Source organism: Allofrancisella frigidaquae, from assembly GCF_012222825.1.
Classification (GTDB): domain Bacteria; phylum Pseudomonadota; class Gammaproteobacteria; order Francisellales; family Francisellaceae; genus Francisella; species Francisella frigidaquae.
This window is the reverse complement of the sequence record NZ_CP038017.1, coordinates 78,312-99,606: the sequence shown is the minus strand read 5'-3', so window position 1 is coordinate 99,606 and position 21,295 is coordinate 78,312. Positions and strand designations below refer to the sequence as shown.

Sequence of the window (21,295 nt, the reverse complement as noted above, 5' to 3'; positions counted from 1 at the left end):
GTAGGTTTTTTTATTTACAATACAAGTATAAAATATCATCTAGTACAAATAATGTAATATGAAATATGCTAACTAAAGATATAGATAAGATTATAGCCTGCTTAATGGCTCAAGAAATAGTTAGTATCCCTACAGATACTGTATATGGTCTAAGCTGTATTATAGAGCCTAAAGTTGTTAACAAACTAATTAAGCTAAAACAACGTAGCTCTAGTAAGGGCTTTATTATAATTTCTCATAATTTTGAACATCTCTTACAATATATAGATAAAGATTCACTATCAGAAGAACAATTTAAAAAAATATCTACTATCCAAGAAACTCCTACCACATGGCTTGTTCCAGCGAAACAAAGTATAAGTTGGCTTACTGGAGGAAAATCGACAATTGCTATTCGCTTAGTAAGGATAAAAACAATTAAAGACATCTGTAGTAAGCTTGAGCGAGCTATTATTTCAACTAGTGCAAACATATCCGGTGAGCATCCTATTGATGATGTCAATTTAATTGATAAAACCTTTGAAGATATAACTGTACTTATAACACCAAATAAAAGCTCTACAGCTCCATCTAAAATAATAGATATTATAAATAACGAACAAATTAGGTAGCCTAGAGTGATAAAAATTTGATAAATAATATAAAATATAATAGCATTAGATTTGCACCTTCGATTTATAAATATAAAGACATAGGAATAAAATGGAAAAGATTAGCCAAAAAGATATACAAAATAAGCTATGGAGTAATGAGGATGAAAGTAATTTCTCAAATGAGCAATATAATGCGTTACTAATTGAACAATACCGCATCTATGTTGAATTAACTGATAGGACAAGCTATAGAAGAATTGTAATAAATCTTTTTTTCTTAGTTATAAACTTACTTTTAGTAGGCATCGTAGCACTAGCTATTAGTAATAACATAAATATCGATAATCCTCCTTCACCTGTTTTAGTCATTATTCCATATTTTGCTGGACTAGTTTTTTGCTACGCTTGGTGGAAAATTATTAGATTCTTCAGGCATCATATTCAAATTAAAAGTAGTATCGTACCATCCTTAGAAAGACGTCTGCCATCAAGAGTGTGGCTTACTGAAGAACACATAGCAGAAGAAAAAGGTTCATTTAAACCTATTAGAGTGCTTGAAATATACATGCCTTTCATTTTTATGGGGATATATTCAGCTTTATTTTTATTTGTTGAGCTTTCTTGGATACCTAAAGTTCTATAAAAAAATTATTCAAACCTCTAATAGATTATGGAACTGTTGGAACTTATCTACTAATCTCTTGTTGCATAGCAATGTATTTATCATTCTGAAACCATAAATTATTTAACCAGTCTTGAAAAGCCTGCTTGTCCTCATTATTGTTAAAATAGTCTCCTATAGGAATATCTGATAACGGTATAAAATCTACTTTTACTGTAATTTTCTTGGTTTTACGGATCATAAAATCCCATAAAGTTTGGTTAGGGTCGTCATATACAATTGTAGTATTTAGAATCCCCTTGACTCTATCAGACAAACTCCTAAGAATCACCGCCGCCCCACCTGCTTTAGGATTTAGAAGATGTTTATAATTACTACTTAACGCCTTTTCAACAGTAAACCTTGTACCCTCGACAAAATTTACTATTGTTGTTGGTCTATGAGATAATTTTTTACAATACTCTTTTGTTTTAGCAATATCTTGACCCTTTTTCTCTGGATGCTTTTCAAGATACTGTTTTGAATATCTTCTCATAGCAGGAAACTCCAAAGCCCAGCATACAAGACCTATTACTGGAACAAAAAACATTTGAAATTTCATAAAAAATTTTGGAAAAGCTATTTTTTTATGAAAAGCTAACATTAAAACAAAAGTGTCTAACCAACTCCTATGATTACTAATTATCAGATAAGAATCTTTGCTATTTAACCCCTTACTTTGTTCTAGCTCAATCTCCGTTGGAGAAAAAAGTTTTGTAACAATGATAGCAAAACTTACCCAAAAACTTGCTAAAGACTGTATTATAGTTGTACAGTAGTATTTTACCTTTTTGATTGGTGTTACCAGCTTTAGTAAAGAAAAGAAAATCAAAGGCAAAAAGACTATACCTGTATTGATTAATAAACAAAAAATTGAAAATAAGGCATAGTAACTATATTTTATAGCTTTAAACATTATGTAATACAAAAACTTATTTGACTATTACCATATTATCATTTATTTAGTTTTTTTTTAACCAAGCTGTGAAAATATACTTAGTACATGGTAAAAAATTGCAAACTAAAACCCAATTTGTAGTGAAAACATCTATTAGATGATGAGAGTGTTTGAATGGTGATATCCGAATTGGTTGTAATTGACCATAACCTACTATAAAAACTATCATAAGATGTTAATTATAGACTGTGACTATCAGAATTTATGGCTTTAATATATATACAGATGTTATAAATTTATAAGTACATTAACAAACTTTAGAACAATAAAGATGTATAAAAAAATATTAATCGCATTATGCTTGTGTATATTAAACTGTAATTTATTTGCAGTAAACCTTCCCTTTTATGTAGGCACCTATAATGCTTCTTGGGGAGTACCGAATAATGATGGAATATTTTATGGGGAACTCTATACTGAGAGTAAAACTGTATCTGAACTGACACTAGCTGCTGAGGCAGCAAATCCATCTTATATCCTAATTGATGGTAATATGATATTTGCAGTAAATGAAATAGAGCCAGGAAAAGTTACCTCATTTGAAAAAGATGGTAAAACACTTAAAGAAGTTTCTAATATATCGTCTAATGGTAATAATGCTGTACATATTACAAAATCTGGTAATGAAATATTTATAGCAAACTATGGCGACTCCAATGGGGTAAGTAGTGGTATATCAATATTTAGCAATAATAATGGGATATTTACTTATGAAGACTCCAAGATATATGGACAAATGCAAGCGAGATCGCATGCTCATTCAATTTATCCAATCACTATTAATGACAAAAAATACGTCTACTCTACTGATTTAGGTACTGATTTAATACATGTGTATGAAAACAACAATGGCATTTTGAACGAAATACAGTCTTTGCAATTACAAAAAGGGGCTGGGCCTAGACACATGACTATATCAACAAAAAATAATAAAATATATGTTGCTAATGAATTAGATTCAACAATTTCCATATTAGAAATAAATTCAGATAATGGTGAATTGAGCATTATTAAATCTATCCCAAGCTATGCAGGTAAATTAAACGTAGAAAGAAATTACCCTTCTGAGATTATGCTAACTAAGCAAGATAAAAACTTATACGTAACCAATAGAGGTATGAATGATGTAACATTATTTGATGTAGACCAGGATGGGTTACTTAAATACAATAGCTCATATTCTACTCATGGTAATTGGCCAAGAGACATGGATATAAGTGAAGATGAGGATTATATGGCAGTTGCAAACCAAAACAGTAATAACGTTACTTTCTTTAATATAAACGATAATGGTGAGCTAAGATACCTTACTAGTGTTAAGGTAAACAATCCTGTTAGCATTAAGTTTGATGGTAAGAAACTACCTTAATGACATGTATTTACTTAGGTTAGACAAAGCTATCTTGGAAATAGCATAAATTATTACCAATACCTAAGTTTGATTCAAACAAATTAATTTATTCTAGATCATAGGAGTTAAGAATATGAGTGTTACAAAATGTCAAAGTTGTGGATTTATGTGGGACTCACTTTCTCAGTTTGGTAACTCTAAAAAAGACCAATGCTATAGATGTGGATCAACTCACTTATCTACCCAGGAAATGCCTTTCCAATATAACATTATGCAAAAACAGCAACAAAAAGAATATAATAATAGGAACATCATTTCTAATAAACCAATACAAAGAGCTATAGGAGCATACAAAGGTATAGAAATATATGGCGATAAGCACTATATTGAGATGGATAAAACATATAAAACTCACTTAATTGTAGGACCAGGCTCTGAAAAAACATCGGGCTGCGCGGTCTTTATATCTAATATTGAATTTTCTCATATAACCACTATATCCACCCATGATTTGACTGGCTGCCAATGTATAACTATTTATGGTAGATCTCAACATGGAACTTTTGATATTTTTTTCGCTCATTCCCGCCTTTATGATAAGTATGATGATGAAATCATTAAAAAGGCCAGAGAATTTATAAAGACACATAATCAAAATCAATTATATTGGGGTACTGAGTCTAGGTTGGATACTAATCCAAGAGATGCTCAAATAAAATTAAGTAAAAATCTGGGTTGCTGGGTTAGAGATTCTCATTATATAGGAACAAAAGAAATCACTTTTTTTCCAACATTAGGTTTCGCTACAGAAGGATATCGCGAAAAAGCGGTGAGATACCTAAGGAATGGATGGTTAGACAGCGGTATTATAGAATCGAAGCAGCACACTATTGAAGCATTTGAACCAGCCCCAGAAATAAGCGAGGAGATCCAAGAGTATTTAAAGGGATTAGAAAAGAAAAACGGTAAATTTTTCCGGCGGGTATGGCACGATAGCCGCAGGAAAGATAAAATTGATAAAATGAATAGACTCTTACCTTCATATCGCTGTGGAAACTTAAATGTGTTAATTGACATGCAAAAAAATACAGAAGACATTAGCGTTCAAGGTTGGAAAGGCATAAAAGCTAAACAATTAACAATTAAAGCTGCAAGAGATGCTGTTGCTCGTACACGGGCACTTGATCCAAATTATAATTGCGGAATAAAAAAGGATGGCACCGAGATTTTTTGTGATCCTTTTAACTCACCTAAATTAGATACCAATCTCCAAAAAAAAGTGGATATGATATTGCAGAGCGATTAAAAATAAAAAATTATTCCCTAAGAATGACTCTGTATAAAAAAACGCCATATTTGACTTTAGGTAATTTGACTAAAAAATGGGCTATGCCTGTAAGATATTGGAATGAAACTATGCCTTATTTCGCTATAGAATTTAATGAAAGGATCCAGAAATTTATGTAACTGAATTTACATAATTAGATCGAAAAGTTCTAAAGTTTAAACATTTACGTATAAATGAAAGACCTCAAAAAATTTTATGCTTCCTCTTCAACCGCGTCTGTCTCTTGAACTTCATCGCTAGCTGAATTATCATTATTATTTTTTAATTTCTCAGATTTTGGGATTATTTTTTTATCTAGAAATATTTCGAAATCTTTAATCAGAATCTCTCTAATTTCCTGTATATTGATTTCCCCTCCATCAACTTCGCCGGATTTAACAAAACCTACAAGCTCATCAAAAATTTCTAGTGTTGAATTAGATATTTTCTCTTCCATTTTTGGGAGAATGACTCCTAGCTGTATTTTAAAAGCAATATTATCCATATTTTTCCTCGCTCTATTGTTCCAATTATTTTATTTAAATCTCTCATAATTTAATGATATTGTAAACCCTTTTTTCTTTTTTAGAAACCTAAATATTTTAAGTTTTTCAAGAAAGGAAGGTTTTTTAGTGCATGTCTTTTCTAATTAATCTACTTGCGTAAATATCATTTGGTCTAAATATGAAACAATATATTTATCATTTGTACTATGTGCAATGTTTTTGAATAAAAGAAAATTATTTTTTTGTTGCGAACTTAATATAGTCGTTAAATATTTAAAACAATCTAACACCAGCTCTCGGTAAAATCTACTTAAATTAAGTTGTTTAAAAATATAAATAAGTGAGTTAAAAAAATTATTTCCTTCGCTAACAGTAAGCTTTGATATTGTTTTCAAATGATTTATATCAATTTCGTCTACTTTTGACAAGACATCAATTATATTGAGCTTAAATTCCAGTAATGATTTAATTAAAATATCTCCTTTACGCGGAGCGCAAATTTGGTCTTTTAAGTAACGCTTTTTATATATTTCATAAGGTACGGATTCTATTAACCCTCCAAAATGCTCATTAAAATAAGCGGTTTTGTTATCAAACTCATTGTAAGAACCATCACATTCACCGTATTCGATATTAAACGTAAATTCTTTGTTTTGCGTGGCAGATATACTATTACTGTCTATTATTGTTTTTGACAAAAATCCAACTGTGTATATTTTTCTAAAACCAGCATTATCCAACTCCTTTATTAATTCACTGGCAAATCTAACTGAATGACAGGCAACCACATATATACCCAACCCTGACCTAACCTGTGTTGATTTAGATAAAACTTCTGTAATATCTGTGGCTGAAATTTTATTGTTTTCATAATAAGCAGTTTGTTTACTATTTATAGCCAATATTCTTTGTGTTAAAAAATCGTCTTCTAAAGACCCATGGGCCTCGATATAAATCCTAGATTTTTCATTAATTTCTGTTTTTCTGAGTTGATTAATTAGTAATTCTTTATTTTTTTCACTCATTCCACCAGTAGGATTAAATTTGATAAATGGACCAGTAAATGAAGCTGAAGAATGATTTTGTATTTTAAATTCACTTACAAATATATTATCTGTTACATTCATTTCCTTATTAATAAAAGGAAACGTGTGTGTAGAAGTATTAACAGTTATAGTAGGTTTTAAGTCGCCATTAAAACTTATAAATATATCGCTCATTTCGTTACACCTCGTTTATTAAGCAATATATAGGCAATATTTCTCTGAATAAAAACACGTAAAAGTACACTCCCTAAACTGCTCTATGAATCATAAGCCTAGGAGGATACCTCCTAAAACCATATTATATAATAACCAAGTAGATTTTAACCTAATATACCCTAAACTACCAAATGAATTTTCTCATCTGAAACATATCTGCTAAACATTTTACTAATAGTTACCAGGATGAGTATGTAGCGCTATTATACTTGAAAAATATCTTTAAATTCATTTGTGCTATATACAATATTTTTTATTAAGGTATATAATAAAAACATTCAAGTTAACTGTGACTTCACGTAAGTACGAGTATGACACTTACTGCAAAAAACAACTTTTTTATTTTGATGCAAAGAAATGTATTGGTTACAGTTTTTATTGCTACATTCAACTGAAGTTGTTAAGTAATATTGAACTTTTTTAAAGTCTTCTACCTTTACACGCCAACTTTTAAAGTAATTTTTTAATATTTTGTATTTTTGATCTTCTAAATATTTATTAAGTGATGGTTGACTTTGAAAACCAAATTTATTAAAAGACTGTGGGCTAGTAATATAAGTCTCGTTATGTTTTTTCACAAGGTTTATATAATATTTAGTATCCATGTAATGTTCAATAATATGTAACCTAGGATTACTGTTAACTAGTTTACTTACTTTTTTACTATAATAAGCTTCAGGAGGAATAATTTTATTTTTTGGAATAATATGGTCAAAACCATTAACCTTTATAAGCCCGTAAGGAATAAACTGATCATAATAATTAATAGTGCCATCTATAAAATGTATATCCTTATCCAGATATGAAGAATATAACGATATTGCGGTAAGCATACAGCTCCCTATTAGATAAAATTTATTTCTTAATAGGTGTGGTTCTTTTATATTTTCAACAGAGTTTGTAGTAGCCAAATTTTTTAACTTTACAGTACCTGCTTCATAAAGGATTTGTGCAAAACCGATAACAATAGTCGGATCTTGATTTAAAATAGCATAAATGCATACCGCTTCTTTATCTTTAAAACTAGATTTTCCTTCATAACTTGCTAACAAGCCTGCATACAATTCTTTGGTAACGTCTATTTTATTACTAAAGTGTGAAAAGGTTTGGAACATTAGTTTGTCATTGCCAGTAACATTTTTAGAATTAGTGATGAAAATCTGTATATTCTTATTCATTAATAAATTACTATACCATTCTGGAACAGTAATTTTTTTCATTTCTAGAAAGGAGATATACTCCATATTAAAAAACATAAAACTATCTTATTAAAAAATAAAATTAATTTAGTATATTTAATTTTTAATTTTATGTAAACAATAAATATAGTTATTTATGGCATTATTTTTATTTTAAATAGAGATTCTGAGTATGAGTGGCTCGCCTCATAAATGAAAAAGCTCTTTATTCGGCAAAAGATGACTAGGTTCTGATTATTATTTACTAAAAATAAGATTATCAGCCTCTACACTAACTATTATCTTCTCACCTGCTTTAAACTCACTATTTAGTAATTTAAGAGCTAGAGGGTTTTCTAAATTATTTTGGATAGCTCTTTTAAGTGGCCTTGCTCCAAATACAGGATCAAACCCAGCTTCCGCAAGTTTATCCATAGCCTCAGGTGTAACTTCTAAACCAATCTCTAGATCTACCAAACGTTTTTCCAAGCGCTTAATTTGTATCTTAGCTATTTCTTCTATCATTCCTTTATCTAAAGGCTCAAAGACGATAGCATCATCAACTCTATTCACAAATTCTGGTCTAAAGTAAGTTAAAACCATCTCCATAACTGCTGATTTTACAGTTTCATAGTCTTGCCCTTGCATTTCTTGGATTTTATGAGAACCAAGATTAGAAGTCATAACTATCACAGTGTTTTTAAAATCTACTGTTCTGCCCTGACCATCTGTTAAACGACCATCATCTAGAACCTGCAGCAGTATATTAAAAACGTCTGCATGAGCTTTTTCTACTTCATCCAACAGGACTACAGAATAAGGTCTTCTTCTAACGTGTTCTGTTAAGTAACCACCTTGCTCATATCCAACATATCCAGGAGGCGCACCTATTAGTCTTGCAACAGTATGTTTTTCCATAAATTCAGACATATCTACTCTAAGCATTGCATCCTGGTCATCAAACAAGAATTCAGCTAAAGCTTTCGTTAATTCTGTTTTACCTACCCCAGTTGGGCCTAAAAACATAAATGAACCTATAGGTTTATTTGGATCAGACAAGCCAGATCTGGATCTTCTAACAGCATTAGACACCGCTATTATTGCTTGATCTTGGCCTATAACCCTTTTATGTAAGAATTCTTCCATATTTAGAAGTTTCTCTTTTTCTCCTTCCATCATCTTAGATACAGGTATACCAGTAGCTTTAGAAATCACATCTGCTATCTCATTTTCTGTTACAGAAGTTCTAACAAGCTTATTCTCTGTAGATCCAGCTTCTGTTTGCTCTATTTGCTTAATCTGAGCTTCTAATTCAGGTATTTTTCCATATTGAAGCTCTGCCATTTTACTCAAATCACCGGCTCTTTGACATTTTTCTAGCTCAAACTTAGCTTTTTCAAGTTTTTCTTTAAGTTGACTAGCTCCTTGCATTTTAAGCTTTTCAGATTTCCAGATTTCCTCTAACCCTTTATACTCAAATTCCAAGCCCTTTATTTCTTCCTTAAGAGCCTCTAATCTTTTCTTAGTAGCTTCATCTTTTTCTTTTTTAAGCTGCTCACGTTGCATCTTTAATTGAATAATCCTTCTATAAAGTTGCTCCATCTTTTCTGGTTTAGAATCAATCTCCATACGGATTTGGCTTGCTGCCTCATCTACTAGATCTATAGCCTTATCAGGTAGTTGCCTGTCTGTTATGTATCTATGAGATAAAGTGGCTGCAGCAACTATAGCTGAATCTGAGATATTAACACGATGATGCAGCTCATATCTTTCTTTCAAGCCACGAAGTATAGCTATAGTATCCTCGACTGTAGGTTCATCTACTAAAACTTTTTGGAATCTTCTTTCTAGAGCTGGATCTTTTTCAACATACTCACGGTATTCATCTAAAGTCGTTGCACCAACACACTTTAACTCACCACGAGCTAAAGCAGGTTTAAGCATATTACCAGCATCCATAGAGCCTTCAGCTTTACCAGCTCCAACCATAGTATGTAACTCGTCTATAAATAAAATTATATTACCTTCTTGCTTGGATAAATCTTTTAAAACAGCTTTTAGACGCTCTTCAAAATCTCCCCTAAATTTTGCTCCAGCTAGCAAAGCACCCATATCTAAAGATAAAACTTTTTTACCCTTAACTCCTTCTGGAACTTCATTATTTACTATACGCTGAGCTAAACCTTCTACAATAGCTGTTTTACCCACCCCAGGCTCACCTATAAGTACTGGATTATTTTTTGTACGGCGTTGTAATACTTGTATAGCCCTACGAATTTCACTATCTCTACCAATGATAGGGTCTATCTTGCCTTTTTTTGCAAGTTCCGTTAAATCCACAGTATATTTGTCTAACGCGCTTTTCATGTCTTCTTGGTTTTGACTACTCACTTTTTCTCCTCCACGATATTCACTTATCGCCTTAGTAATTTTATTTTTTGTTATCCCAAATTTATTGTATAAACTTGTTAAACCTCTATCTTCTAGAGACGCTAACAAAAATAATTCACTTGAGATAAACTCGTCTTTATATTCATTTGCCAATGTTTGCATCTTGTGCAATGTAGTAATTAAATCTCTCGATGGTTTTACTTGTGGATTACCATCCCCTTTTAATATAGCTACCGCGTCTACCATTTCATTTACAGCTTTTTTAAAAGCTTGTATATCCAACTCACACACACTCAAAATAGCTGCTATTACACTATCATTTTGCTCTAAGAATGCTTTTAACAAATGTACTGACGCAAATTCAGTAGCTTTTTGTTGAGTAGCATAAGATTGAGCTTCCGCTATAGCTTCTTGAAGCTTTATGGTGAACTTATTTATATCCATAATCCTCCTTACAATATAATTTTTTGTTTATGCATCTTATTCATTTAAGGTCATACGACCATTTTTCAATATATAAAGCGTATATGAAAAATTTATAAACGCTCTCTACATGTAGTTAAATATAAGTTCCTAAAGCTAAATAATTACATATAGTATAAAAGAAATACTATATATCTGGATCACATTGGTCAACTCTTTTATGTTTTTTACATAAACAAAAAAACTTACATAAAAAATACTTATAAAATACTTAGATAGTCTATAAAAGCTATTTCTATACGTTAAAAATAAAAATTTGAGGATCACAAGACTATTAGAAAAAACTTCTAGTAACCATACCTGTTTAGGTGTTTTATTGTATATATTATTTTGCCTTGGTAAAATGTAATCATAATATAACATCTGATTAGGGGGTCATATGTCTATCATAAAAGGCAAAGAAAAGAGAGTCGAAAAAGAAAATAAAGTAGCTCTAAACTTCGAAATTGATGAGTGTGTGGCTGCTGAAATAATAGAATATTTAAAGTGGGCAGATATAAAAGATAAAAATTATTTTTTAGAAGAAGCCTGCAAATATCTGTTTCAAGTAGATAAAAACTGGGATAAATTCAAAAAAAATCACTTTGAATCTACAGGAGCAGAGCTCATTGAGAAAAAAGAAACAGATGTCGATATAAAAAACCTAATGGTTGGTGAAGATGAAGGTATGCTTAATTTAGAAGAAGAGAAAAACTTAGGAAGAAAACTCCAGAAAAAGAAAACTTAGTTATTTATTTGTAGCTTCTTTCATTTGTTTAATAAAAACACTCAATTCTCTAAGCATTTTTTCTTTATTACCCAAATTTTCTTGAATTATTTTAACGGTAGCAGAGCCAGATATTGCACCAGCTGCACCAGCTTGTATAGCTTGAGAAACTTGTTCTGGCTTAGAAATACCAAAACCTAATATTGGCTTAGGGGCATTAAATTGCTTTAACTTAGCAAGGACTTTTTCTACAGGCATATTGGCTGCTGTTTCTGCGCCTGTTACACCCACTCTGGATAATAAATAGGTATAGCTACTACCTATTCCAGATATTTGCTGCAGTAAATCATCATCAGCATCGGGGGGTGCTATAAATATTTGAGAAATACCAACTTTTTTAGCAATATCTAAAAACTCTTTAGATTCATGAGCTGGTACATCGGCAACTAGTATAGAATCAACTCCAGAATCTAAACATTTTTTGTAAAAATTCTCTATACCATTTGCATAAACAAGATTAGCATATAAAAGTAATCCAATAGGTATATCGGGATACTTTTGTCTAATTTTAGCTAAAATATCAAAACAATCAGCTGGTGTCATACCACTGTCTAAGGCTCTAATATTTGCCTCTTGGATAGTTGGACCATCTGCTAAAGGATCTGAAAATGGTATCCCTAACTCTAAAGCATCTGCTCCAGCGTTAACTAATGTATCTATAATTTCTAAAGATAACTCTTTATTAGGGTCTCCTATAGTTACGAAAGGAATAAAAGCACCTTGTTTTTTAGCTTCTAAAGCTTGGAATAACTGTGTGTATCTATCCATAACTATATCTCTCCCCTTTGCTTTAATACATCATGTACTGTAAAAATATCTTTATCTCCACGACCAGACAAATTCACTACTAGTACTTGCTCTTTTTCTGGATTCTCAGAAGCAAGCTTAAGTGCATAAGCCAAAGCATGAGATGACTCTAAAGCAGGAATAATACCTTCTTTTCTAGATAATAACTTAAAAGCTTCTAAAGCCTCATCATCTGTAATAGATACATACTCAGCTCTACCTATAGACTGTAAATATGCATGTTGTGGCCCAACAGAAGGAAAATCTAAACCTGCCGAAATAGAGTAAGACTCTTGTATCTGGCCATTTTCATCTTGCATGAGTGGTGCTTTCATTCCAAAGAAAATTCCCAGCTTACCATGCTTCAATGGTGCTCCATGCTCACCTGTATCAATACCTTTTCCAGCTGGCTCAACACCTATAAGTTTGACTTCTTTTTCATCTATAAAATCAGCAAACATACCTATTGCATTTGAACCACCTCCAACACAAGCAATCACAGCGTCAGGAAGCTTATTCTCCTTTTCTAAGATTTGCTGTTTAGTTTCTTGACCAATCATTTTTTGAAACTCTCTTACAATAGTTGGAAAAGGGTGAGGCCCCGCTGCAGTACCTAATAAATAATGCGCTTTTTGATAATTAGCTGACCAATCTCTTAAAGCTTCATTACAAGCGTCTTTTAAAGTAGCCGAACCACTATGTACAGGTATAACTTCCGCACCCATTAGTTTCATCCTAAAAACGTTAGGACTTTGACGCTCTACATCTTTTGCTCCCATGTATACACGACACTTTAGATCAAGCAAAGCACAAGCTAAAGCTGTTGCAACGCCGTGTTGACCTGCTCCTGTTTCAGCAATTATTTCCTTTTTACCCATTCGCTTTGCTAATAAAGCTTGACCTAAAACCTGATTAGTTTTATGAGCTCCACCATGTAATAAATCTTCTCTTTTTAAATATAGTTTTGTCTTTGTTTGTTTAACTATATTCCTTGTTAAGGTTAAAGCTGTAGGACGGCCAGCATATTCTTTTAATAATTCCTTAAATTGTTGTTGGAAAATTTCATCGTTTTGGGCCTTTATAAACTCTTGTTCTAGTTGGTTTAAGGCTGGTGCTAATACCTGGGGTACAAATTGCCCCCCAAACTCACCAAAATAAGGATTCAGTTTTGACATTTAGATCTTTGTTTGCTCTTACATTAGAGTACATTATCGCTAATATTCACAGTAAAGACTAGACTAAGTTATGTTATTTAAAGTTAATTTTCATGCTTACTAGATCTTTTATCTTGGTAATTTTTTCAACTCTTGCTCTATTTGTAAGTCATATCCTGGTTGAGATTGATGAATTAGGTACCACTCTAATGCATTCTTTCTATCGGATATTACAGTGTCTCTGATTGAACCTTTATAGCTCTCTAAAAGCCACGATATGCTCCTATTATCCATAAGTTGGCATGCATAGATTAAAGGGGTTAAAACTAATATGCCACCATTACATAGAGGTAGGCTCCATACCGTATTAATATTGAACCATGGGAATACATTCTTTAAACTTGTTAATATCATATTGTTTGAATCTCTATCACACCCCCCGCTAAAGTATTGGCTAACCATTTGTGGCGAAGTATTTAGGTTTTCACATGTTAATAATAATTCTACTATATCTGTATGACCTTTTTGACAAGCTACAAATAAAGGAGTTTTGCCACTATTGCTAGCAATATTTGGATTAGCCCCACGGGCTAATAATAACTGTACTATGTCTACATGACCATTTTGGCAAATTATAGATAAAGGAGTAAGCCCATCTTTATCAGCAAAGTTTATGTCAGCACCATGACCTACTAATAACTCAGCTATGTCCTTATGGCCATTTTGACAAACAAGCCAGAATAAATAATCATTCCTCCAGGATTCTTGCTTTATAATTCTGTTAACAAGATTCTCTCTATAACATCTAAGATCCAAACTCTTTTTGAAACCTTCTTCAGCTTTCTGTCCGTAAATAAAATTTTTATGTTTATAATGCTTTGGGTTTATATAAATAGAGACATTTAAAGCTAATAAATTGGAATTACTTTTATTAAAACTAAAATTATTAAAACTAAAAGAATTAAATACCTCACAAGAAAGTTTTTCATAACTGCACGGTGTTGTAACCAACAGACTTTTAGCTTTAATTTCAGCATAATGCATGTTATTAGCATCGTACACCAGTAAATAACCATTTTCAAAGCTTAGTGCTATAGAATGATTTATACTTCCTAAAAGGATATAAAAATGATATTTAGAATTTATACACTTAGTAATTAGATTTTGAAAAAAGTCAGTATACTCTAAAATGCTCCCATATAATGGTTCATTATACACTTGTAACAATGGAAAATTTTCTTTATATGTTATGTCAGACTTTTGGCCATAAGATCTACTAATACTACAAGTTAATTCTCCACTTGTTACGTATGTAGAGGTTTTTAATATACTATTACTTATTATTTTATTATATTCAGAACTTTTTAAAAACGTATTATAAGGACAATGATAAGCCAATAAACCATCTAAAAAAGCTCTTATAGAAACAACTAAATTGTCTATCTTGGTTCCTATATAATAATTAGCTTGAGCTACAGGTTTATTATTAGAGGGCATTTTTCGTTGGAAATTAACATGCTTATTTATTACAACACTTAGCTTCTCAGATAGAGGTAGATTACCGTAATCTGTGGTTAATATCTTTAAACGCTTATAAAAAGTTACTAAATCTCCTGCTAGAAAAGCCTGACCCCACATAGCAGCAAGTCCAAAACATAATCCTTGTGGCAACTCTAAGAGCTTATAATAGTTACCTCAATCACAGTTAGTTGATATATCTTTTATGCTTTCTTTTAAGTTATTATAATAATTCATGTTAAATTTTTTCCAAAAAAATTTTCAATAGATAAAAAAGTTAAGTAATTATACAAGAAAGTTTAATTTTTTATTTATTTTTTAATAAAAAAATACAGAAATTATGATTCAATATCTATGTTCGCCAAAATAATTAGGCAGCAGTTTCACCAAATTACTTCTTCACATTTTAAGCAACGACGAGGCTGGCTTGGATCAGCTAATGGATGAAACTCATGCTCATACATTATTATTGAATGCTTATATTTTTCTAATACAGGGTTTAAAAGTTTCCCTAGCTAGCTTGTAATAACGATCTCTCTTTCAACTATTTAGTAAATTTTGAGAATACGACCTAAGCATAATAATTATTAAATATGTAAAACTCCATATTTGCCATAAAGCCTTAGAAAATTCATACCAACAAGCTCAAGTTGTAAAAAAATGCCTCATCAAGAAAATAATCTTTTAATTTTTATTGACAAAAAAAAATAATATATGCAAAATACTTTAGCTATTAGATTATACATTGATGTTTCTTCGCATATCCCCTTTAGGAGAAACCAAAATTATATAAAGTTTAAAATTTAAAAATTAATTGGAGAAATAAAGTTGGCTAACTCAAAACAAGCAAAAAAGAGAATTGTACAAGCTGAAAACAACCGCAAACACAACGTTGCTCGTCGTTCAGTAATGAGAACTTTTTTAAAGAAAACTGCTTATGCTATAGAAAAAGGTGATGTTGAAGCTGCAAAAGAAAACTTTGCAAAAGCTATCCCTCTTCTAGATAAATATGCTACAAAGGGCTTAATTCACAAAAATAAGGCTGCTAGACATAAATCTCGTCTAAGTGCTAAAATTAAAGCTCTCGCTACAGCTGCTTAACTACCAATAACCATAAAATCAAATCTTATTCTTTAGCAATTTCATTTGCTATGTATGTAACATATACAAGCCAGATTAAAATATGGATTTTTAGTTTTACTAAAGATCTCACTAAAGACTAGGTGTCGTGGCTATTAGCTTTTTAGCTACCGGTTTTTGCTTTCTTAATAATAAAACAAACAACGGGTCTTTAGAACACAGGATCCTTAGTTGGTGGAGCATAGTTCCCAGATATCCCTACTAGTTTATCCTGATTATCAAAAGTTAGTATAAGTCTAGATTCATCAAAGTTTTCGTCTTGCATATGTGCCTTATACGTATTAACGTATATAAACTGATTTGGATTAAAAGTATCTATAATATCTGGAGAGCCTAATATGTATTTGACTTCAGCTTTGGTCATATTTGGTTTGATTTCAAAAAGCTTTTTATCTTTAATCACTTTTCCTTGCGGTACTGGCGCTGTATACGGTGTGATTATGCCACATCCTCCTAGCATAGTAGATAGCAACAAAATAACTAATACATATATTCTACAATACATCTTCTAATCTTCTAAACCAGCAAAAAGTCTTTGGTCAATAATATCACATAAGCAATGTATTATAAGAAGGTGGCTTTCATGAATGTTTGCAATATTTCCAGAAGGAACTCTCAGTTCAATATCATGCAAGTCATAAACACCTTGTAGTATTCCACCGTTTGAACCTGTTAATGCTATTACTTGCATATCTAAATCATGTGCTTCTTCTATAGCCTTTAAAATATTTGCTGAACTACTACCTACCGAAATAGTCAGCAAAATATCTCCCTCATCACCTAAAGCAGCAATTTGTTTCGAGAAAATTTCGTCAAAACCATAAGTACTTCCAATAGCTGTAATAGTTGAACTATCTGCAGTCAAAGCAATCACTGGTAAAGGTGGTCTTTCTAGCTCAAAATGACTTAATAATTTAGATGAAAAATGTTGAGCTATAGAGGCTGAGCCACCATTACCACAAACAAGTATCTTGCCACCATTTTCCAAACATGAAACCATAACTTTTGCTGCTTGAGCAATTGCTGGTGGCAAAATATTAGCTGTTTCTATTTTTGCTTGAATACTATTTTCAAAATAATTATTTATTTTTTCTAAAGAAGTCATAAATAGGTACAAAAGCAACTTAACTATGGGGAAAATTCTACTATATAAAGTTTTTGATAGCTAGGGTATATAAAACAATAATTATTTATCTAAAATAAAAAACCACATGTAATTAGTCTTTCGGTTTTACTAATGAAAGTAAAAATAAACATACTATTGGCAAAATTATGCATGTTAATACAAATTTCCAGATGTAGTCAAAAGGTAAATAACCCATTACAGATACAGCTATTACAGCTGCCCCCATATTAATAAAATTCATAGCACCTGATGCATTTGCTTTATCTTTAATAGCATTTGACGCTATATGCGATGCTGTAGGATAAATAAAACTACAGGTAAAATACATAAGCGTTGCTATCATAAAAAATATAACTGGTGTTAGTAAATCTTCTAAATACATAAAACTTAAAAATCCTAGAAAACCTGCCATAGCAAGCAAAGCCACACCTAATATAGCCAAATCACTGTATTTATTAATAACCCTTGCCACAGCTATAGATCCACCTATAATACCCACCATAGTTAATGAATTCCAAACCCCATATTCAGCACTACTAAATCCAAATAGATCATCCGTAATAAAAGGACCGGCAGCTGAGTAACAATAGCTAAATACAGACATCACTCCTATAACCAACGAAAACACTATTAGTTTGAAATTACATAAAGCATTTATATATCCACTAAGAATATTGTTTATATTTAAGGTTTTTCTCTGAATTTCACTATCTGTATACATAAAGCTTAACCCAAACATAATCAATCCATGTACCAGTAAGACAAAAAAGCAATCTCTCCAATGTAGGTAACTATCGACCAAACCGCCTATCAATATAGCCAAACTCAAAGCCAGAGCAAATGATATAGTTGCATATGACAGTGCCAATCTTGCTTTTGCTGGCTCAACTGAGTTGTTTAATATGATAAAAGTACATACTAAACCAGCTGATGAACCAAGAGCCGTTATAAATCGGCCAATTAGTAATACTTTCATTGAAAAGACATAACCTCCTGCCAAGCAAAGTAATACCCCTAGCAAATTCAAAACTAAGCCGAACCTTAGAGCTTTGACTTCGCCATATCTATTTGCTATTGGCCCATAAATAATTTGTCCTATAACATACCCAACTAGAAATATACTAACTAACCACTCAACTTGTCCAGTAGCTAATCCAAGCTCTTTAGAAATATGAGGTAAAGCTGGATTTATGATAACTGCAGAAGCACTAGCTATACTTATATAACTCAGCAAAACTATAATTTTATACTGTTTCATTAGTTTCCATTTTTTTATTTCACAATATTATTTTGCTATAATAAACCAAAAAATATTTATGTACTATCAAAAAGAAAAGTTTGTTCAGCTTAAAAAGAATTCGTTGCCATTGCACTAGCTAACTTTAAAAAATTTGATTCAACTCTTGACTCTATCTCCAAATAAAGAGCTTCCAATTCTAACCTCTGTGCTACCATATGCTAAAGCTATATCGTAGTCAGCGCTCATTCCCATTGATAGTTCAGATAATTTAACCCCAGTGGGTAAGTGTGAGTTTATCTTATCAAAGAACAGTTGCATCTTAGCAAAGCTTTGTTTGGAATCTGTATGTTTAGCTGGCATACACATTAAGCCTACTACCTTAATATTTTTTAGGTTTTTAGAATAATTTATACAATCTAAAACCTCTTCACCTTGATTGGAGTTAAAGCCAGCTTTATTTGGATCACTATCGATATTTATTTGTAAAAATATTTTTATTTGCTTATTTTGTTCAACCGCGTTAAAACTTATCTTATCAAGATGCTCTATTTTCTCAACACTTTGAATAACGTTTGCATATTTTACTATCTTTTTTATCTTCTTTGACTGTAGCGATCCTATAAAATGCCAAATCAAATTTGGTAGCTCCAAAGCTTTTTGTTCTAGCTCTTGAAGGTAATTTTCACCAAAATCAGCTTGTCCAAGAGAGTTTAAAAACTTTATTTTTTCAATAGATTGATATTTACTTACTGCTAAAAGTTTAGCTTTGCCATTAAGTTGAGATAGAATTTTTTCATAAGATTTTTTTATAAATTCTTTATCAAACATCGTTTATTTTCTCATAATAATTAAATTTCTTTTCGCATCTAGAAAAGGTACTTTTATTTCATGTTTTGACACTTTTAGTGGTAGTTTAAGCAAGTTTTGCTCCTCACAATCAGCTCCTTTCATAGCTAACATTTGGTTATCATTAGTTAAAAAATGCTTACATAGTTCATAAAAGGTCTCAACATCGCTAAAAGCTCTAGAGATAATATTATCAAACGAACCAGTTAAAGCTTCAATTCTAATATTCATTGGCTCTATGTTTACCAGCCCTAAAGTTTTTTTGACATTTTTTAAGAACATGATTTTTTTACCAACACTGTCTACTAAGGTAAATTTATGCTCTGGATACAAAATTGCCAAAACTACTCCTGGCAAACCACCTCCTGTACCGACATCTACGGTTGTCGAGCCTTTTATATATTTAGCTACGGACAAACTATCAAATAAATGTTTTTCGAGCATGTCATCAAAATTTTTTATAGCGGTCATATTGTATACTTTATTCCACTTTTCAAGCAGCTTAAGATATTCAATCCAGAGATTAATTTGTTTGTTATTAGCACTAAGGTTTAACTCTATTAGAGCTTGTTGAATTTTATCGTCTACCGTCATTTTTATGAAAATAAAGCTTTTAGATACGTTATAATGATTATATTATAAGCTTTTTTAACGGATATAGTTAGCGAGTGTAAGGTATTGCAAGCAAAACATAGGCTTACTGTGAATTTTGTAAGCTAAAGCGATGCCCTAAATAACCTTATGACCACTAATAACTAATTAAGATTTGAATATGATTTTATCTAGAAAATTTGGTGCTGCCATGATTATCTCTGGTACATCTATAGGTGCTGGTATGCTAGCAATTCCAACGACTGTAGCAAGCTGTGGATTTTTTATAGGCTCTATACTAATCATCTCAATCTGGGCTTTGATGACTTTTACCGCTATAGTTTTAGCAGAAGTTAACTTAAAGATGAAAGAAGGTGCAAACTTTATAGAAATGACTCAGCAAACTCTTGGACCCATAGGGGTCTGTATAGTATGGATTTGCTATATACTTTTATTATATTCATTAGTTGCTGCCTACACTGTTGGTGGAGGTCTATTAATAACTGCTTCACTATCAAGTATAGGCGTTATATTACCAGAAAAAATTACCAGCATAATATTTATTTTAATTCTTGGACTATTTATTTATAAAAGCACTAGAATAGTAGATCATGTAAACAAAATAATGTTTACCGGCAAACTTTTAGCTTTTTTCCTACTAGTGATAGTTTTATTACCACATGTTTCTACAGAACAGTTAGGATACTCAATAAAAAACCCTAACTTTATATGGGCTTGTTTTCCTATCTTACTAACTTCTTTTGGTTTCCACCATATAATTCCAACGCTTAGAACATATGTGAAATCTGACAAAAAAGCTTTACGTCAAGCTATTATATTAGGAAGCACAGTCCCTTTAGTAGTCTATCTACTATGGATATTTGCTACTCTTGGCTCTATACCTGTTGAGACAGCGGATGGTATATTAGGAAAACAGTCTGGAGAAATAACCTCTATAATAATAAGTCATTTTAGCTATCATTCAGGCTATATAGCATCAATCTCTTTTTTGTTCGGTTTTTTTGCTTTAGCCACTTCTTTTCTTGGCGTTGCCCTTGGACTTTTTGACTTTAGTCGTAGTACTTATAAACTTTCTGCAAACTCACATAACCATAAGATATTGGCTTTTATTATTACTTTTTTACCAGCTTATGTATATGCTATTGCCTACCCTGAAGGTTTCAAAGCAGCTTTAGGTTACGCTAGTATTTTTGTAGCCATACTCCAAGTAGCTCTACCTGTAGCAATGTTATGGGTCATTAACTATAAAAAACGTAAGACTATGTTTTATACCTCGATAATAACTAGTATAATTATCGCAATTGCTATTTTGATAATAACTCTACAAATTCTAAGCTCTTTAGATTTATTACCCACCTTACCAACTACATAAACTTAGTAATTGACTAAACCTGTCT

Annotated in this window: 20 protein-coding genes and 1 pseudogene; 8 read left to right on the top strand and 13 right to left on the bottom strand. The window is 31.4% G+C overall.

Going from position 1 to position 21,295, the window contains the following annotated elements; all coding sequences use genetic code 11:
• The first annotated feature begins 65 nt into the window (after positions 1 to 65).
• Positions 66 to 611 (top strand): L-threonylcarbamoyladenylate synthase, encoded by a 546-nt coding sequence (locus tag E3E15_RS00450; protein ID WP_172106186.1) that lies wholly within the window; start codon positions 66 to 68, stop codon positions 609 to 611.
• A 91-nt stretch (positions 612 to 702) separates the two neighbouring features.
• Positions 703 to 1,236, top strand: a complete 534-nt coding sequence (locus E3E15_RS00445) for an intracellular proliferation membrane protein RipA (protein ID WP_035720678.1) — start codon at positions 703 to 705, stop codon at positions 1,234 to 1,236.
• A 43-nt stretch (positions 1,237 to 1,279) separates the two neighbouring features.
• Here E3E15_RS00445 and E3E15_RS00440 read toward each other — a convergent pair whose 3' ends face one another.
• A complete protein-coding gene (locus E3E15_RS00440; protein WP_172106185.1) occupies positions 1,280 to 2,170 on the bottom strand; it encodes an acetyltransferase in 891 nt (296 codons plus the stop codon).
• Between the two features lie 313 nt (positions 2,171 to 2,483).
• Between E3E15_RS00440 and E3E15_RS00435 the strand changes: the two genes are divergently transcribed.
• From E3E15_RS00435 to E3E15_RS00425, 3 genes and pseudogenes are all read left to right on the top strand, one after another.
• Positions 2,484 to 3,581: a lactonase family protein gene (locus E3E15_RS00435; protein WP_172106184.1), complete on the top strand. Its 1,098-nt coding sequence runs from the start codon at positions 2,484 to 2,486 to the stop codon at positions 3,579 to 3,581.
• 115 nt (positions 3,582 to 3,696) lie between these two features.
• Positions 3,697 to 4,869 (top strand): hypothetical protein, encoded by a 1,173-nt coding sequence (locus E3E15_RS00430; RefSeq protein ID WP_172106183.1) that lies wholly within the window; start codon positions 3,697 to 3,699, stop codon positions 4,867 to 4,869.
• Positions 4,859 to 5,030: pseudogene (locus E3E15_RS00425) on the top strand (IS256 family transposase); the annotation flags it as partial. The gene E3E15_RS00430 and the pseudogene E3E15_RS00425, both read left to right, overlap by 11 nt.
• 74 nt (positions 5,031 to 5,104) lie before the next feature.
• Here E3E15_RS00425 and E3E15_RS00420 read toward each other — a convergent pair.
• The 4 genes from E3E15_RS00420 to clpB all read right to left on the bottom strand — a co-directional run bounded on the left by E3E15_RS00420 (position 5,105) and on the right by clpB (position 10,671).
• Entirely contained in the window at positions 5,105 to 5,395 is a 291-nt protein-coding gene (locus E3E15_RS00420; protein WP_172106181.1) for a hypothetical protein, read from the bottom strand.
• 144 nt (positions 5,396 to 5,539) lie between these two features.
• Positions 5,540 to 6,616 (bottom strand): hypothetical protein, encoded by a 1,077-nt coding sequence (locus tag E3E15_RS00415; protein WP_172106180.1) that lies wholly within the window; start codon positions 6,614 to 6,616, stop codon positions 5,540 to 5,542.
• 320 nt (positions 6,617 to 6,936) lie between these two features.
• Positions 6,937 to 7,836, bottom strand: coding sequence for a hypothetical protein (locus E3E15_RS00410; RefSeq protein WP_172106179.1), 900 nt, complete (start codon positions 7,834 to 7,836; stop codon positions 6,937 to 6,939).
• A 258-nt stretch (positions 7,837 to 8,094) separates the two neighbouring features.
• The gene (gene clpB / locus E3E15_RS00405) at positions 8,095 to 10,671 is read right to left on the bottom strand and encodes an ATP-dependent chaperone ClpB (RefSeq protein ID WP_172106178.1); all 2,577 of its coding nucleotides are present in this window, start codon (positions 10,669 to 10,671) and stop codon (positions 8,095 to 8,097) included.
• A gap of 418 nt (positions 10,672 to 11,089) precedes the next feature.
• Between clpB and E3E15_RS00400 the strand changes: the two genes are divergently transcribed.
• Positions 11,090 to 11,437 carry a hypothetical protein gene (locus E3E15_RS00400; protein ID WP_172106177.1) on the top strand — a complete coding sequence of 116 codons (348 nt, stop codon included), beginning with the start codon at positions 11,090 to 11,092 and terminating at the stop codon, positions 11,435 to 11,437.
• On the opposite strand, the gene trpA is transcribed toward E3E15_RS00400, so the two are convergent.
• The 3 genes from trpA to E3E15_RS00385 form a co-directional block, all read right to left on the bottom strand.
• Positions 11,438 to 12,244 carry a tryptophan synthase subunit alpha gene (gene trpA, locus E3E15_RS00395; RefSeq protein WP_172106176.1) on the bottom strand — a complete coding sequence of 269 codons (807 nt, stop codon included), beginning with the start codon at positions 12,242 to 12,244 and terminating at the stop codon, positions 11,438 to 11,440.
• Between the two features lie 2 nt (positions 12,245 to 12,246).
• A complete protein-coding gene (trpB, locus tag E3E15_RS00390) occupies positions 12,247 to 13,437 on the bottom strand; it encodes a tryptophan synthase subunit beta (protein WP_172106175.1) in 1,191 nt (396 codons plus the stop codon).
• Positions 13,438 to 13,545: 108 nt separating this feature from the next.
• Positions 13,546 to 15,087 carry an ankyrin repeat domain-containing protein gene (locus E3E15_RS00385; protein WP_172106174.1) on the bottom strand — a complete coding sequence of 514 codons (1,542 nt, stop codon included), beginning with the start codon at positions 15,085 to 15,087 and terminating at the stop codon, positions 13,546 to 13,548.
• Between the two features lie 675 nt (positions 15,088 to 15,762).
• Here E3E15_RS00385 and rpsT point away from each other — a divergent pair.
• Complete coding sequence (gene rpsT, locus E3E15_RS00380) at positions 15,763 to 16,035, top strand: 30S ribosomal protein S20 (protein ID WP_035720657.1); 273 nt, start codon at positions 15,763 to 15,765, stop codon at positions 16,033 to 16,035.
• A 190-nt stretch (positions 16,036 to 16,225) separates the two neighbouring features.
• Here rpsT and E3E15_RS00375 read toward each other — a convergent pair whose 3' ends face one another.
• The 5 genes from E3E15_RS00375 to rsmG all read right to left on the bottom strand — a co-directional run bounded on the left by E3E15_RS00375 (position 16,226) and on the right by rsmG (position 19,880).
• Positions 16,226 to 16,579: an outer membrane protein assembly factor BamE gene (locus tag E3E15_RS00375; RefSeq protein WP_155960892.1), complete on the bottom strand. Its 354-nt coding sequence runs from the start codon at positions 16,577 to 16,579 to the stop codon at positions 16,226 to 16,228.
• A gap of 3 nt (positions 16,580 to 16,582) precedes the next feature.
• Entirely contained in the window at positions 16,583 to 17,179 is a 597-nt protein-coding gene (locus E3E15_RS00370; RefSeq protein WP_172106173.1) for a D-sedoheptulose-7-phosphate isomerase, read from the bottom strand.
• A gap of 112 nt (positions 17,180 to 17,291) precedes the next feature.
• Complete coding sequence (locus E3E15_RS00365) at positions 17,292 to 18,458, bottom strand: MFS transporter (RefSeq protein WP_172106172.1); 1,167 nt, start codon at positions 18,456 to 18,458, stop codon at positions 17,292 to 17,294.
• 138 nt (positions 18,459 to 18,596) lie between these two features.
• Positions 18,597 to 19,268 carry a YggS family pyridoxal phosphate-dependent enzyme gene (locus E3E15_RS00360; protein WP_172106171.1) on the bottom strand — a complete coding sequence of 224 codons (672 nt, stop codon included), beginning with the start codon at positions 19,266 to 19,268 and terminating at the stop codon, positions 18,597 to 18,599.
• Positions 19,269 to 19,271: 3 nt separating this feature from the next.
• Positions 19,272 to 19,880, bottom strand: coding sequence for a 16S rRNA (guanine(527)-N(7))-methyltransferase RsmG (gene rsmG, locus E3E15_RS00355; protein WP_035720654.1), 609 nt, complete (start codon positions 19,878 to 19,880; stop codon positions 19,272 to 19,274).
• A gap of 178 nt (positions 19,881 to 20,058) precedes the next feature.
• Between rsmG and E3E15_RS00350 the strand changes: the two genes are divergently transcribed.
• Positions 20,059 to 21,270 carry an amino acid permease gene (locus E3E15_RS00350; protein WP_035720653.1) on the top strand — a complete coding sequence of 404 codons (1,212 nt, stop codon included), beginning with the start codon at positions 20,059 to 20,061 and terminating at the stop codon, positions 21,268 to 21,270.
• Positions 21,271 to 21,295: the final 25 nt, after the last annotated feature.